General features: G+C 33.1%; 24 protein-coding genes. All 24 read right to left on the reverse strand.

Going from position 1 to position 15214, the window contains the following annotated elements:
• Positions 1-202: 202 nt before the first annotated feature.
• The 24 genes from EEL30_21355 to EEL30_21470 all read right to left on the reverse strand — a co-directional run bounded on the left by EEL30_21355 (position 203) and on the right by EEL30_21470 (position 14671).
• Positions 203-766: a thymidine kinase gene (locus EEL30_21355; GenBank protein QDX94595.1), complete on the reverse strand. Its 564-nt coding sequence runs from the start codon at positions 764-766 to the stop codon at positions 203-205.
• 268 nt (positions 767-1034) lie between these two features.
• Complete coding sequence (locus EEL30_21360; GenBank protein ID QDX94596.1) at positions 1035-1322, reverse strand: hypothetical protein; 288 nt, start codon at positions 1320-1322, stop codon at positions 1035-1037.
• Between the two features lie 57 nt (positions 1323-1379).
• A complete protein-coding gene (locus tag EEL30_21365; GenBank protein ID QDX94597.1) occupies positions 1380-1580 on the reverse strand; it encodes a hypothetical protein in 201 nt (66 codons plus the stop codon).
• Positions 1581-1602: 22 nt separating this feature from the next.
• The gene (locus EEL30_21370) at positions 1603-2019 is read right to left on the reverse strand and encodes a hypothetical protein (GenBank protein ID QDX94598.1); all 417 of its coding nucleotides are present in this window, start codon (positions 2017-2019) and stop codon (positions 1603-1605) included.
• On the reverse strand, positions 2009-2419 hold the full coding sequence (locus EEL30_21375) for a hypothetical protein (protein QDX94599.1): 411 nt from the start codon (positions 2417-2419) through the stop codon (positions 2009-2011). Before EEL30_21375 ends, EEL30_21370 begins: the two co-directional genes overlap by 11 nt.
• A 90-nt stretch (positions 2420-2509) precedes the next feature.
• The gene (locus EEL30_21380; GenBank protein QDX94600.1) at positions 2510-2782 is read right to left on the reverse strand and encodes a hypothetical protein; all 273 of its coding nucleotides are present in this window, start codon (positions 2780-2782) and stop codon (positions 2510-2512) included.
• Between the two features lie 41 nt (positions 2783-2823).
• Positions 2824-3087 (reverse strand): hypothetical protein, encoded by a 264-nt coding sequence (locus EEL30_21385; protein QDX94601.1) that lies wholly within the window; start codon positions 3085-3087, stop codon positions 2824-2826.
• Between the two features lie 13 nt (positions 3088-3100).
• Positions 3101-3466, reverse strand: a complete 366-nt coding sequence (locus EEL30_21390; protein ID QDX94602.1) for a hypothetical protein — start codon at positions 3464-3466, stop codon at positions 3101-3103.
• A 275-nt stretch (positions 3467-3741) separates the two neighbouring features.
• Positions 3742-4029: a hypothetical protein gene (locus tag EEL30_21395; GenBank protein QDX94603.1), complete on the reverse strand. Its 288-nt coding sequence runs from the start codon at positions 4027-4029 to the stop codon at positions 3742-3744.
• 95 nt (positions 4030-4124) lie between these two features.
• Positions 4125-4907, reverse strand: a complete 783-nt coding sequence (locus EEL30_21400) for a thymidylate synthase (protein QDX94604.1) — start codon at positions 4905-4907, stop codon at positions 4125-4127.
• 82 nt (positions 4908-4989) lie between these two features.
• On the reverse strand, positions 4990-5496 hold the full coding sequence (locus EEL30_21405) for a hypothetical protein (GenBank protein QDX94605.1): 507 nt from the start codon (positions 5494-5496) through the stop codon (positions 4990-4992).
• A gap of 21 nt (positions 5497-5517) precedes the next feature.
• Positions 5518-5814: a hypothetical protein gene (locus tag EEL30_21410; protein ID QDX94606.1), complete on the reverse strand. Its 297-nt coding sequence runs from the start codon at positions 5812-5814 to the stop codon at positions 5518-5520.
• A 35-nt stretch (positions 5815-5849) separates the two neighbouring features.
• The gene (locus tag EEL30_21415; GenBank protein QDX94607.1) at positions 5850-6248 is read right to left on the reverse strand and encodes a hypothetical protein; all 399 of its coding nucleotides are present in this window, start codon (positions 6246-6248) and stop codon (positions 5850-5852) included.
• Positions 6249-6266: 18 nt separating this feature from the next.
• On the reverse strand, positions 6267-7592 hold the full coding sequence (locus tag EEL30_21420) for a hypothetical protein (GenBank protein ID QDX94608.1): 1326 nt from the start codon (positions 7590-7592) through the stop codon (positions 6267-6269).
• A gap of 42 nt (positions 7593-7634) precedes the next feature.
• Positions 7635-7937 (reverse strand): hypothetical protein, encoded by a 303-nt coding sequence (locus EEL30_21425; protein ID QDX94609.1) that lies wholly within the window; start codon positions 7935-7937, stop codon positions 7635-7637.
• A gap of 252 nt (positions 7938-8189) precedes the next feature.
• Positions 8190-8804 carry a hypothetical protein gene (locus tag EEL30_21430; GenBank protein ID QDX94610.1) on the reverse strand — a complete coding sequence of 205 codons (615 nt, stop codon included), beginning with the start codon at positions 8802-8804 and terminating at the stop codon, positions 8190-8192.
• A 12-nt stretch (positions 8805-8816) separates the two neighbouring features.
• Positions 8817-9788 carry a class 1b ribonucleoside-diphosphate reductase subunit beta gene (gene nrdF / locus EEL30_21435; GenBank protein ID QDX94611.1) on the reverse strand — a complete coding sequence of 324 codons (972 nt, stop codon included), beginning with the start codon at positions 9786-9788 and terminating at the stop codon, positions 8817-8819.
• 13 nt (positions 9789-9801) lie between these two features.
• Positions 9802-11901 carry a class 1b ribonucleoside-diphosphate reductase subunit alpha gene (nrdE, locus tag EEL30_21440; GenBank protein ID QDX94612.1) on the reverse strand — a complete coding sequence of 700 codons (2100 nt, stop codon included), beginning with the start codon at positions 11899-11901 and terminating at the stop codon, positions 9802-9804.
• Positions 11861-12247, reverse strand: a complete 387-nt coding sequence (nrdI, locus tag EEL30_21445; GenBank protein ID QDX95850.1) for a class Ib ribonucleoside-diphosphate reductase assembly flavoprotein NrdI — start codon at positions 12245-12247, stop codon at positions 11861-11863. Before nrdI ends, nrdE begins: the two co-directional genes overlap by 41 nt.
• 17 nt (positions 12248-12264) lie before the next feature.
• Entirely contained in the window at positions 12265-12522 is a 258-nt protein-coding gene (locus tag EEL30_21450) for a hypothetical protein (protein QDX94613.1), read from the reverse strand.
• A gap of 17 nt (positions 12523-12539) precedes the next feature.
• Positions 12540-12734 carry a hypothetical protein gene (locus EEL30_21455; protein QDX94614.1) on the reverse strand — a complete coding sequence of 65 codons (195 nt, stop codon included), beginning with the start codon at positions 12732-12734 and terminating at the stop codon, positions 12540-12542.
• The gene (locus EEL30_21460; protein ID QDX94615.1) at positions 12734-12940 is read right to left on the reverse strand and encodes a hypothetical protein; all 207 of its coding nucleotides are present in this window, start codon (positions 12938-12940) and stop codon (positions 12734-12736) included. Before EEL30_21460 ends, EEL30_21455 begins: the two co-directional genes overlap by 1 nt.
• Before the next feature lie 26 nt (positions 12941-12966).
• Complete coding sequence (locus EEL30_21465; protein ID QDX94616.1) at positions 12967-13155, reverse strand: hypothetical protein; 189 nt, start codon at positions 13153-13155, stop codon at positions 12967-12969.
• Positions 13156-13651: 496 nt separating this feature from the next.
• Positions 13652-14671: a hypothetical protein gene (locus tag EEL30_21470; protein ID QDX94617.1), complete on the reverse strand. Its 1020-nt coding sequence runs from the start codon at positions 14669-14671 to the stop codon at positions 13652-13654.
• Between the last annotated feature and the right edge of the window lie 543 nt (positions 14672-15214).

Below are 15214 nucleotides of genomic sequence, written 5' to 3' on the forward strand. Positions count from 1 at the left end.
AGTACCTAAAGCAATATTCAATCGATTAGTTGCGTATCTAATTAAACAGTAATCGGAACAAATGATGCCTTCATCAGTGAAATATACACTGTTTCCTTCATAGCATTCTTCATTGCAACTAGAAAGTAAGCATCGCCCCACTAATCCACTTTCATCTTTAAAATTAAATCTATCCAACGAATCACCGCTTACATATTTTTATTTAATTCCCACCTTCGAAATAATGCTGTCTACAAACCGACTTATATGTATCATTACCGCCTACTTCTATTTGCTCTCCAGTGTAAGTGGGCTTGCCTTCTATAAATTTTAAAATATGTGTTGCTTTCTTTTTGCAAAAATGACATGTTGTTTTTATCTCTTCAATCTTGTCCGCATGAGCCAATAAATGATAGCTGCCTTCAAATAATTCACCCCTAAAGTCCTTTAGTAACCCATAACAAATGACATCAATTGTTAATTCATCCACCACTTTTATGAGTTCCATGATTGTTACCTTTTTCAAGAAAGAAACTTCGTCCACTAAAACATAGTCAGGGTAAATTTCTTCAATTAATTTATACACCCTAACAGATTCATCAACTGAAATAGTATCTCTCTGGATACCTATTCGTGAGGTGACTTTCCCTACACCGTACCGATTATCAATTGATGAAGTTAAAATTAATACTGTTTTACCACCTTCTTCAAAATTATGAGCTGTTGATAACAAATTCATGGTTTTAGAACTGTTCATTTGTCCATACTTAAATATAAGTTTTGCTATGCCTTCTACCTCCTTCTTGATATCCTGTAACCATTTAAGGCTGTAGCCTTTTGGTTACAGGATATCTTTTTGATTCCCTTCTGATCAGTTTAAATAGCTTTTTCTGTTCATATGTAGACATTTTACTTACAACCTTAGCAAAGTTTAATTTAAACTCTTGATAGTCTTCTGTATTGTTTGTCATGATGTCCACTCCTCGATAAGTAATCACAATACATTTTCATCCTTATAATATGTAAAAACAAGACTTGTAAATTTGAGTTCATCTTTAAATTAGGATATAGTCTTCAAATATTTCTTCTTCACCGAATTTATCAGTATATGTATACTCTTTCCATTCAACAGTTCCATCATATGTATTTAATAAACCATAGAATACTTCTCCTGCGTTCGCATAAAATTTAAGTTGGTCTAATGTAGCTAATTGAGCTTTAGAATCAAGCGATAAAGCATATTCATAATCATCAGTTACGGTCGAGTGAAACAAGTTGTTTTTTCCTTTATATTCGCAATAATATACATTTCTTTTAGTTGAATCGTCAGGAACTGATTTCATGCATTCATCTCCCATTGGTGTCTGATTAAAATACATTTTACTAGCTAATTGATTGCTCTAATTATTTATATCTTCTGAAATATTCTCATATTGAATTTCCAGATAATCTAAGCAATGGAAAAATCCTTCAACTTGATGGGTTATCTTATGATGATACCAGTCTCCACTTAATATTATTGAATTGTTTTCATCGTATAAAGTTGTTACACAGCCATCTTCACCAAACTCATAGTCATATACGATCTTAAATTTTCTCATTGAAACATCCTCCCTTGTATTGCTAATATTTAACTGGATATTGCTCTAATGTATTATCAATAATTTCCTTTAATTTTTTGATATTTGTTAATGCACGATTAGTTATATCTTCGTTGCTGATTTTTGTGCTTATAACCCCCATTGACTTTCTACATTCAAACAATGAAATGTCTGCGGCAGTTTCTTCATCCTCACTTTTAGCTTTAAATGAAATGCAGGAAATCCAAACTTTATCTGCATCATATTCTTTTTTGAATTCATCTAGCCTTGTCTGAGAAACTTTATTTAATAATTCCTCTAAAGAATAAAAGATGTCGCTCTCAAATGGAATTTCCTCATCTTCTTCAGTGAATCCATATGTAAAACAAACATTTGGATCAGGTCTATAAGAATACTCAATATACCCCATAAATTTTTCTGCACTTTTATTAACGATCACCTATTCTAAACTCCTTTCCTAAATTAGAGTGATACAAAGCTTCAATAAAATTATCTTTCAAAATATCATTTTCAATTCCTTCAAATAGCTCTGTGATTGTGTATTGCGTTTCATTTAATAGTGCTTTTTGTTTGAACTTATTTAGTCTGTTTAATGCAATTTTGCGATAGCCTTTCATTACGTGAGAATCGAATGTTCCAAATAATGCTCCGATACTAGCTAATATCGACCACATTAATCCCATGCGCCAATCAGGAAAATGATTATTAATAGTCAAAAGCCATACAACTGAATTCGAGACAAACAATAATATTATTAATTGAAGAAAAAACTTCGGTTTAGACTCAATGCAGTAAAGATACTGAAATTTAATTCGATCCAATACTCTTTTTATGCCCATCATCCTCCTTTCTGACATTTCTTATATTCCATTCAAACAACCACTTCTTTTCTTCTGCTGATAGCTCATTCCAATTTTTATGCATAATTTTTACCCCAGTATTTTAATAGTCATTCGTGGATTCTCACCTGTAAAATGTTTAATTGGAACATTTATTGTCCCACCTGCACTGGTGGTTAATTTTAAAAGAAGGACTTCCACATCATAAACTAAGTAATTGCCAGCTAAATTTTCATATTCATATTCAGTGTCATTAGGATCACGATAACTTCTACTTGGGTAAACTCTTTTTTTATCCTCTATCCTTACAGCCTGCCCTTTCTTTAATGTATCTTGGTCAAATCCAAATATCTGTTTAAGCAAACAATTTCACTCCTTCTATGTTTGATAAAATGGACATTTCATTACTCAAGCCATTTCGCATGCCTTTCTAATGTAGATATAGTAATCCACTCTACAGCCCATTGATCTTTCTCATCGTATCCCTCTTCAGGAGAATAAAACACCAGTCCAACAGAATCCTCTGCCATATCAATGCATTCAACTTTACATTGGATTTCTCCATGCAATCCGATTACTGAGCCATCAAGCAAAAACTTTTTACCTCTATATGTATCAATTAGCTTATTTAATTTTTTGTATTCACTATGTATCTCTGTAAGAGTCATTTAAGTCCTCCAGTTAAATAATATCTTTAAAAGCACCATGTAACTTTGTTTTGCTTAACTCTCTATTGTAGATAGAATCTACCCTTTGTTTCATTGAAATAGCCTTATTTTTCATTTTAGTTATATCAAGTGATGCCATAGCGCTCTGAATGCAGTGGTGTTCATTCTTTACTAGTCTTCTTTCTTGAAGAATTTCTTGGATAAGCTTTGCCACCTTATAACCTTGGCATGCATTTAAATTTACATTCTCTAAGTCTTGATGAGCGTCAGATAACCTTTTATCTAAATCGCTTAGTTTTTGATTTGTTGACTTTTCAAGCTGCTCTAATTCATTCAAAGTGTTAATAAGTGTATTTGTAAGAACAATAGTTTTTGTCATCTAAATCCCTCCATAGTTTAATATCTCCCATCCATCTCCGCACCAGACAAAGATAACTGTTGTATCAAATAGATGCTCTGCTTCACAGACAAAGTATATATCACCAACTACTGGGCTATCAGGGAGTTCTGCAAATTGATTAATGACTGTACAATGGTCGTTCACTTTTCACCTCAAAATAGTTTGCAAGTATAAACTGTTTTTATTTTTTATTTTATTTAAGCTTTGAATAGCCGACCTTTAACTGAGTCGACTATTCAAATTATTAAAACTAATTAGTTACACAAAGTACCTTCGTATTTAGCCCACTGGAAGTTCTCACCTTTTCTAGTTCCAAACTCTTTTAGTTTAAATTTAACTTCCTGTCCTTCAATCGTTCTAGTAATGTATATCTTAACATCTTCATCTAAATCATATCTCTCGTTGTAAATAACAGTACGGCAAGATTTAACAACTACACTTTGTTTTGTGTTAATGCGTTCTACCTCACTTGCACTAACAGCAGAAGAAATAGCTAAGATTGACAAAGCAGATGCCATAGACAGTAAAAGTTTTTTCCTCATTACAATACCCCCAAAACTAATATATTAGGATGTGCACTCCTTGTACAAAAAATACCATATAATGGGTTGTTTTTACAATTGTTGATTCATAATATTTATACCGCTACTTCCATATCAATTTTTGGATGATGTTTATAATCAATTACTTTCACATCATCAGGTGTAAAATCATAAAAATCAGTGATCTCAGGATTAATCCAGAAGCTTGGAGCAGGGTACGCCTCTCTAGTTAATTGGGTACGTAAGCCTTCAAAATGATTTTCGTAGATATGTGCATTGTTAATGTAATGATTAAATTTTCCTACTTTTAAACCTGTGACTTGAGCAATCATATAAATAAGTACGGCATATTGAGTAGTATTAAATGGAATGCCTAAGCCTATATCACCGCTGCGTTGTACAAGTGTACAGTTTAAATAGCCGTCTGATACATCCCATATTGTCTGAAAAGCGCAAGGTTGCAAAGCCATTTCTTCTAAATCATTCATGTCCCATAAGCTAATAATATGTCTGCGCCCTTGTGGATTATTTTTCAGCCCATCGATCAACTTATCTATCTGCTTGTGCTTTGCGATTTGATAACCGTATGCTTTTCCAATCGTTCCATCTTCCCAAGCCCATTCATCCCATACCCGTACACCCATTTCCTGCAACAGCTTCACATCATTACTTTGATGCTTATAAATCCATAACAATTCTTTGACTGCTGTCTTAAACGCAACAAATTTAGTTGTTAAGATCGGAAATTCTTTCTGTAAATCATAGCTTAGTAGCTTACCAAACAGCTTTTTCGTGGCTATGCCTGTCCGATTGTTATCATAATATCCGTTTTCTAAAATATCTTCCACCAATTCTAAATATTGCTTATCTACTTGAATCGTAATCTCTCCTTAACCTACTAATAATAATTGTATTCATGTATCCTCCTAATTATTTTCCTTCTGCTAAATCTGATAGGAATTAAACGAATCTATCTTCTGAGTCACTTGGATCGGATTCAATATGAATCTTATAAATGTGTCCTTTATCGTTATATGGATAAAACTCAAAAATTACATCAAGTGGCGATGGAATAATACCATCATTATAAAATTTTGTATTATTAACTGTTATGGCATTAGGAATCTCAAAAATTACTTTTTTTTCCTCGCTATCTTCATTACGCCATAAAGTAGTTGCAACTAACTTACATTTCTTTCTTGATTTTAAGTTGATAATATATGTATGTTTTTTTAATCCATTATGGATATCTTTTTGAAAGTCACTGAGACTACTTTTTTCGTATTCTCCTATAAAGGCAATTAAAAATTGATCAACCAAAGCGTCTTGTACTTTCACCAATCCCTTAGTTCCCTTTGAGCCAATATAGCTATTTTTGAGAGAGTCTAGTTTTGTTATAAACCTCCCATTCTCATCATAAATGGATAAGTCGATTACTTCTCGTCTACCATATTTGCTATGTCGCACTATAGATTATCCTCCTATGTATTAAATTTGATTGTTATTTCTCTTTTGAATTTTTCCCACTATGTTCTCTGCCAAGTTGTTTATAGAAATTTCTTTATCAGATTGGATATTACTGATGTTATATGTTATTTTTTCACAGTTTGTTGCTTCGTTTTTCTCTTTAAGTCGTTTTATATATTCAATATTTTTATATGGAACTACGGCTCCCTTAGTTACAAGCCAATCTTTTTCATCCATAGGCTTAAGAAAACCCATCCCTTCCTGAAAGGTGTTAGTATATATGGTAGTTCCATCTTTCAATCCAATTTCTATTTTCATTTGCTATCCTCCTAGTATGATATGATCTTCTTTAATTACTTACTTAGTTGTTTTAACTGCTTTTTAAGACTCTTGATTTTTGCTTTAATGTAGGCAATATCGTATCCTTTTGTTGCATCATATGTATCTTGTGGTAAACATTTTGAAACACCCTTGCTGCCATCGGGAAGAATAACGATTGTAACTCTGTCATTTTGAATTACTTTAATATTATCTTTGATATATGTATTTTCAGTTTTAATTTCATGAAGCAATTCAAAATACTCTTCAAATTTATTAGGTTCAATTCCAAAGCCAACTCCACTTTCCAGCCTCTTGCCCATAATAACTGTATCTGTGACTTTAGTGATCTCAAATTCTTGATCAACATAATCGAAGTCGAACTCCTCGATAACTACAACTTGCTTACATTTCATCCCCACTTCAATTTTCATAAGTTATTCCTCCTCAAATTAGATAGCAAGCTTGTACTTTTCAGCAAACTTTTTAATAATTTCATTTTGATCTTTACTTGGTGGATAATTCATTTTTCCTTTAGCCTGAACAATTCGATTTTCTTTAACTTCAATAGTTACCAATGGAGTTCCAATATCATCTCGCTCTCTAAGGAATAAAATAGTTGAAATTCCTTTTCTAACCTTGTCAACATATGAACCAACACAATGACCTAAAACGTTTCCTTCTCTTATTAAATCTGATGGTTCTTTAGGAGAGAAGATTTTGAAACCCTGATATGCATATTCAAAATGTTTATTGTTTTCATAAGATGCTTCCCATTCTTTCATTTCTTTTTCATTTAATTTAACCTTATAATTTCTGCTTGCAATATCATGCACTGTTCTCAAAAATCTAGGGTATCGATCAAACCTTTCATAACCCATTTCTGTAGTCATTCTAATATAATCTGCATATTCAATTATCGCAGATGTGGCATTTAATCCTTGAGAAACATCACACTCAAAATATATGTATTTAATAAACTTTTTAATTGGTAAATTATATTGCTCTGCAATCTGCAATGCTGACCTATAAACGCGATCTTCATAGACATGACCAAATTCGTTATTAAAAAAATCAACTGTTCTATTGATTCCAAATTCATCCTCTAACGTCTTAATATAAGACAAAAAGTTAATCATTTTATTATCTGCGCTATCGTTTTTTATTTCCTTGAAATTTTTGATTGATATGTTGTATTTAGTAATCATCTTCCATTGGGTTTTACTTAGTCCTAAAATCTCCATGGGCGATTTTCCATTTGGATTTGCTATGTGGGTATAAGAATCGATTCTAACTCCTGCCTTATGTAACAGTTCGTAATAGCTAAATTCTGTAATTAACCTATGAAAGAACCTTCCAAACATTTCAGTTTGCTCTTTCCCCATTGCCCCTAAGAAATGAAATGCTGAGTTATACAAGCCTTGATTTGCAGGAGTAGAGAGTATGTTAAATATTTCATTTCTCTGATCGTAGTCTTTTGGGAATATACTATCTACGTTTCTGATACTAAATCTAACTTCTTTGAGATTTCTTTTAATCCAGAAATTCTTATTTCTTAAATCATAGTACATTTCAGATACTGTTCCGTTTTTACCTGCCAATGGATCAGTTTTACTTGGTTCATGAATATAATACAAATGAAATCCATAATCCATTTTATTTTTTATATACATTGTACCTAGTAATTTACCAGTCTTATTAGCAGATTTGTATGTTTGACAACCTGAGCTGCGTATTTCTTGTTTAAAGTTTTCTATCTTGTCTTTATAAGACAGCATATTTTTGTAAGACCCTCCTCTTTTCCCAATGAAATCATTGTTTTATTCTGACTCTTCAAATATTTTATCCACCAAACTATAATTGCCGATGAAGCTTGAATCAAACATCTCTTCAAAGAATTGAATTTTACTTTGGTCATCCGTAACAAGCTCTACATCATTCTCCTCAAGGCAGAATCTTACTTCTGAATGTTTCCCAGCATATTCGCCTAAATAAATTGGTAGCCCATCTTTCATAGCCTTTTGAATAACTTGCCATTGATCTTCAGTAATAATTTCGTAAGCGACTAGCCCAAGGGCATAATCACTATAACTAAAATCCGACTTCACCAATATCTTTTTCATTTATAACCTCATCCTTTCTGATAAAAAACTGTTTTACTTATGTATTTCATCACTGATTATTGCAAAAACAAACAAGATAATAGTTCCTAGATTTAAGCCTTGTTCAATAAATAAACTTAGAAGACAAGCGATACCAAAGCATATATGTCTTTTACAGAAACTATATAAATACTCTCGAACCATTTCAGCCCCCTATCGTTAGTTTATAATTAAACCTTGATAAATGTGGGGGAAATAAATCCCCCATCAGTTCTACTTTAATACATCTACTACAAACTTAGACCAGCTTTCTAATCTTTCATATGTATTAGGCTTCAACAGCTCATCAATGGTTGTCCATTCGCCCTCTAGCTGCTCTGTTTCTCTAACATCTACTGTTGCACTTCCATCTAGATCAAGTGTTACAAGCAACCCAATATGTACTTTACCCACTTCTTCTAGATCGTCATTGATAAAGCCAATCGTGTTAAATTCTCTATCTGTTGCTTGAATGTCTAATTCTTCTTCAAGCTCTCTGAGTAGATTCGCCTCTAGAACTTCTTCAAAACTGTTAGTATCTTCTTGATTCATATGACCACCAGTACCTAACGATAGCTTGTCATGTAGACGTGTTTCTCCTCCACCTGAAAGGCGTTTATACATGAACAGCTCATTTCCCTTGCGGATAACAACATAAGGAATTTGTTGCTTAAAACTTGGATTTTCCTCTGCATCTCCACGTCTCATTACACAGTAATGATTTGAGATATTACTCATTAACTTCGTGATTCTGTCAGGTTCCTTTTCAATACCTTGAAACACTAGTCTCTCGTTATCAAATAGTTCCGTTCGTTTTACTACTAAAATCTGCTCATCCATTTTACTCATTGATAATCTCCCTTAGTCAAAATAAAAATCCTCATCTCGAATTGGTTCTACTTTTGCTTTAACGTATCCATTCCCTTTCATTGAGAAGAAGTCATGAGACTTGGTTTTTGTGTTTAATCCATTCAAGACAATTGGATTAATCTCTTCTTCCTCAAAATAAGGATCAAAACCTAGATTCATCAAAGCCTTGTTAGCGTTGTAACGTAAGAATTTCTTTACATCATGGGCAAGACCAACTTGATTATAGAGGTCTTCAGTATACAGCAATTCGTTGAGATAAAGTTTGTTTAGCAAATCATAGGAAAATTGTTTTAACTCTTCTTGAGTATCTTCTTTTAACCTTTTAAACAATTCTTGTGATAATATACCAACGTAAATTCCGTGAATACTTTCGTCTCTAATAATAAGAGAGATAATTTCTCCACTTTGCATCAACTTACCTTGACCATAGAAGTATAATGGATAGTAAAAACCACTATAAAACAAGAAGCTTTCTAAGTACACAGAAGCGACCATTGCTTTGTAAAGACTTATAATGTCATCAGGTTCGATATTTTTATAATAGGTAACAATGATATCCGCTTTGTGTTGCAAATATTTATTTCCTTTAACCCATTCAAAGACATCATTAATTTCTTCTATAGAGGCTAATGTTAAAAAGATATTAGAATAAGACTTAGCATGAACAGCATTCTCCATCATAGCCATAAAATTTAGCACAGCTTTTCTTTGATGTCCTTTTACATGTTGAGCAATCAATGGCATACCCACATTTCCTTGCTCTGTATCAAGTAAAGTTAACCCACCTAATACTTTTTTGTAAGTGTCCTGCTCTTCTTTACTAAGAGTTTTCCAAGTAAGCAAATCCCCATTTAAACTAATTTCTTCTGGGAGCCAAAATTGACGAACATTTTGTTCATAAAATAATTGCGTGTAGTTATCCTCATGTACTGACCAGTTAGCAGCATCGTAAACTTTACTCAAATATACAACTCCTTTAAACCTGACATGATAAGCAGTTTTCTCTAGTAGTATCTTTTGTTCGTGCATAGTAGAGTGTCTTTACACCCTTATGATGGGCATATAAATCAATCTTAGTTAAATCTCTTGTTGTCATAGTGTCTTTTAAGAAGATTGTAAATGATATACCTTGATCAACGTGTTTTTGAATCGTTGCAATCATATCTACTACTTTGAACATATCCATGTCATATGCTTCTGTATAATAGAACCAATTCTCAGGAGATAAATATGGCATTGGATAATATGTTTTGGAGTCCCCATATGTACGTTCTTCAATACGTTCCATAATTGGCATTACTGAAGCTGTAGCTGATTGAACATAAGAAATTGAGCCTGTAGGAGCAATTGCTAGTCTATAGCTATGGGCGATCCCATTTTTCATAACTTGTTGTTTTAAATGAATCCAATCCTCTTTAGTTGGAATGTAAATTCCCTCAAATAGCCCCTTAGCTTTGTCTGTTATTGGAGCAAATTCTTCTTGGATGTACATATCGAAATACTCACCTGTTGCATATGTTGACTTATCAAAGCCATAGAATTTTATGCCAGTATCTCCTGCAATCTCCATCGATCTTTCAAGAGAATAATAATTCACCATCATAAAGAACGTATTGGCAAAATCCCTCGCTTCTTCACTTTCATATCGAATCTTATTCTTAGCAAGATATCCATGCAGATTTAATGCTCCTAATCCGATTGATCTCATTAATTCATTCGCTCTTTGAACTGCTGGAGCATTAGTAATTGAAGTTTTTTCAGATACTGTAGTTAGGGCATCAATAGCTAACTTAACTGACTTCTTGATTGATTTGTTTTCCATTATATTTACAATGTTAAGTGATCCTAAGTTACAAGAGATATCCAGCCCGATTTCATCTTGTTCCCCATAGTCTCTATATGTAGAAACTAATGAAGGTTGAAGAATTTCTGAACACAGATTACTAAATTTAACTCTAGAAATTTCGTTCAACACATTATCCTTATTCGTATTACCTTCAAACATTATGTATGGATACCCTGACTCATAGCGTATAATCGCTATTTTCTCTAACAGTTTGCGTGGGTTTATTTTTACTTTGCGGACACTTGGATTATCAACTAACTGTTGATACATTTCATTCAAATTCATTTCATCTAAGTGTACTCCGTAAGCTTTATAAACCGTATGAGGATAGAAAACATACATAGCTTTATCCTCTCGTGCAAGCTCAATAAACTTATCTGGAATGACAACACCAATTGATAGGGTTTTTACTCGAACATCTTCATCAGCGTTAATCTTTTTCGTATCCAAAAAGTCATTGATGTCTACATGAAAGATATTTAAATATACTGCTCCGCTTCCTTGACGTTGCCCCATTTGATCAGCATATCTAAAAGCATGATCTAATAACTTCATAACTCCTACAACACCTTTTGTTGCATTCTCTACCCCTTTGATCGACTCACCTTTTGCTCTTAATTTACTTAAATTTAGGGAAACACCCCCGCCCACTTTACTAAGTTGCATCGCTGTTTCAATTGCTTTTGAAATGTCATTTAGGGAGTCATTAACTTCTAATAGAAAGCAACTTACTAACTCGCCACGTCTTTTGCGTCCTGCATTAAGAAACGTTGGAGTTGCAGGTTGATACTCTTGATTAATAAGCAACTTAATAAATTGTATCGCTTTTTTAAAGTCACCGTCTGCTAGAAATAATGCAACAATTGCATTCCGATCTTCATAACGCTCAAGAATTTTTTGCTTATCGTTAGTTTTTAAAGCATAGCCATTATAAAACTTGAACGCACTCATAAACGAAGGAAAACGGAATTTCTTCTCGTAAGCTAAATCAAACACTTCTTTAATCTCTTGATATGCATATTTAGCTAGAAACTCTGTCTCGTAATAATCATTTTCTATTAGGTAATCTAGCTTTTCCTTTAAATCATGAAAGAACACGGTGTTTTGATTAATGTAATCAATGAAATAGCTCTTAGTTGCTTCCTTATCTTTATTGAATTGAAACTGATCATTCTTCTTAATGACTAATTCATTGTTTAACTCTATCCACTTTGGAATGAAATTGGACAATCTTATTTACCTCCTGAGTAAAACGCTCTGTATCGTTGTATGTGCCAGACAACTCAAATTTACACAATATTGGGACATTGTATTGCAATGATATAATATCAGCACTTTTCCCAAATAGCTGTCCCCAGTTCCTGTTGCCACTCGAAGCTACTCCAAGTAAATTACTGTGATTGCGATGTAAGAATTCCTGAGTACTTTCTGGCACTTCGCCAAACCCAGTAGTGTAAGTTACTAGAAAGTATGGTTGACTTACTTCTAATTTAGGGGACACTTTTTCTTTCTTAAAATCTAATCGTGATACAAATCTAGCTACGTTACCTGTTAAAGAATCGTAAACAATAAATATATTATTCATATTTTTGTTTAATATACCTTTTCAAATAAATCGTATGTTTCTTTGTAGGCTTGTTCAAAATCAACTTGATGTAGACTTTCAGGTATTGTAGATTTCTTGAAAAGATTTTCAAACACGTTCCTAGGCAATGCATATTGATAACCGTTTTCTGTTACGATATAATCTCCAATTTCTCCTTTAAAAAGTCTATTATCGTTTTGAAATGAAAAATCTCTTGTCATTTGAATAGCATTGACATACCTAAGTTGGGCAACATACCTTTCCATTTGCACACCTCAATTTTCTATGTGTTTTGAGTTAACTCCCAGTAAGCCTTCTCTAAGTTCTTCAAAGCTCTCTTTTGTTCTTTTCCCTCATATCCGTATGTAAAATCACCTTTTGATAATTCATAAGCCCTATCAATATCTATCTTGCATTTCTTCTTTAGTGTTTCTATGTATTCTCTAGCATCTTCTATAGAAGGCACGTCTTTTGTCATTAAGATTGATAAGCTCCTAAGAAACCTAGCTCTTGTCCATATAAAGCCAGTTCAGTCTCAATAAATGCTTTAGCTTCAGAGCGAGTTTTACCAAAGTAGTCAATCACCTTTCCTTTAGAACCAATCCCGTAATAATTAATACCGTTGTGTTTCACTTCAGCAAATTTAGACTCTTTATTAGAAATTTTTGACCAGTTAATATACAAAATTATCACCCTTCATTATTTTTATGTTATTTATTATTGACACTTAAAACTTGTAACTCAATACCCTGTCCTATTGTAATTACCTTAGAGCTTTTTTCAAGGGTGTTCATTAGAAAATCGTGCACCTTTTGAGCTTCTTCTAGTGGATAATTTTCAGGTATTTTCTGAATTAAAATATCTCCTTCTTTTATCTGTAAAGATGCCTCTATCTCCACTCATCGTTCTCAATGTGATGTTTTGAATGTTGATCACCTCCTTAATTAGTATTATACAATACATATTTTTATTTTCAATACCTTTTCAAAAATTTTTAATTAATATATTGTTTTGTTTCTTTTTTTCTATAGAAAAGAATAAAAGAAGATGACTTTGTGATATTCATTCACATGTAGCCATCTTCTATAGAGTTAGTCTTTTAAGCCACTCTGTTTTACGGTTATGCATAGTCTAAAAGCCACATTCTACTCTTTGTTGGTCAAAATAAAAATTATGATTAAATTAGTTGCGATAAGAGAAGTAAGCAACACTGTCTCTTTGTCCGAACTGCTAAAATCAAATAGTCCAATAACATTAAGCAGTACAAAAGTGGCAACGACAATTCCGCAAAGATAGTATAGAAATTTCACAGAAGACTCACTCCTCCTAGAAATTAGAGCGCTTTACAACTATACTCCAAAAATTTTAATGACACAATAATCAAAGAGTAATGAATTATAGAGATAAAGCTCTTCCTTTGCTTGTTTTAAACATTCGATTAGGCTTTTCATCATAGCTAATGCTCATACCACTACCAGTTAAATTTACCCCTGAAATGCTAAATGAAGTAGACCATTTATAATTTAACCAGTTATGTTCGTAATCCATGAAAAGTTTTGGTCTTTCAGAAGATTTCCTTAGTTGAAAGAAAGTAGAGGCTCTTCCCCATGCTGTATCATTCACAATATGGGTTGGATGGTGTATATCATCCGTCTCATATACGTAATCTCGTACATTCCAAATAACACCATGAAGATTTTCGTATTTCTTTGTAATGGTGTTTCCTTCTGATTTGCCATCTTCATCATAACCACTGTTTATCTTCTGCAAAACTCTACCTGACCTTTTCTCAACTACATATTGTTGCGATCTGCAAAATGATCTAATGAAGTTTAATGGCTCTGTGCTTCTCAGGGCTGCAAAGTCTTTTCCGTCACCATAAATGTCCCAATCGTCAGGATCTTCAAACTCCCATTCAGCACTGAATTTGTACATTTTGTCTTCTTTTATATATTGTATTTTGTAGTCAGTGAGGTTTAGACTTCCTTCTTCCGAATATGGAACAATTCCTTTTGTCTCTTCAGGGCTTAAGTCTACCCATCCCTGCTTCCTCGATAAGCTGTCTAATTTCTTTTTGAGTCTGGCAGCACTTTCTTTTTTTATGTGATCCAATCCATCATCTGAGGATAAAGACATATCCAAGCTTTGTTTTTCCTCTTGCTTTTCTATGTACTTTTCCACTTCTTCATTAAACCTATTTCGTTCATCCTCAATAATTTCGTTTTCCTCATCTTGATATTTCTGTGCCTTTTCTGCTAATATTTCTTTTTCATCTGCACCTAAAGAATGCTCATCAGCTTCAATATCATTATTCAATTCGTTGTTACGCTCTGCTAAAACGTTATGATTATTCTGGATCATAAGTACAGAAGCAAGTGCCAAAGTTGCAACAGGAAGAAATTTTCGTTTCAACATAATCGCTCCTCTCAATTTTTACCAATTTAATATACCATTATTTGTAATATATGTAAATAGATAGAATAACACACAAAACCCCCAAACAATAAAATATTTGGAGGTAAATACTTATAGAAAAGCTATAATAATAATTTATTTATAAAGGACATAATAGTCTATTGTCTCATATTTTCGTTTTCTGGGTATTTAACTTTCGAGGTGAAAATAGTGGGATTAGCCACTAAAATTCGCCCCTCTCAAAAAGTTCAGAAAGTGTGGTGATATCCGTTCCACAAGTGATAAGTTGAGGTTCATCGCCGTCGATGTAGATCGGTTCCATCTTCATTAGACCACGATAAGATATGATCTCGCACAAAGGCTTCGGGGAAGATAGCTGGATGCCTGAAAGCTATATCATCTCTCGAAGACTTACCTTCTCCTGTTGAGTATCCCCATACGTTTGACCTAGACCCGAACTCCGCTACGGCTTTACTGTTTGCACGACTTGGCTTGACGGTTCCATCTGCCTGCCGTACTATTCCGCTCATAATCTGTCTAGCA

The sequence above is a fragment of the Brevibacillus laterosporus genome (assembly GCA_007833815.1).
Classification (GTDB): Bacteria; Bacillota; Bacilli; order Brevibacillales; family Brevibacillaceae; genus Brevibacillus_B; species Brevibacillus_B laterosporus_D.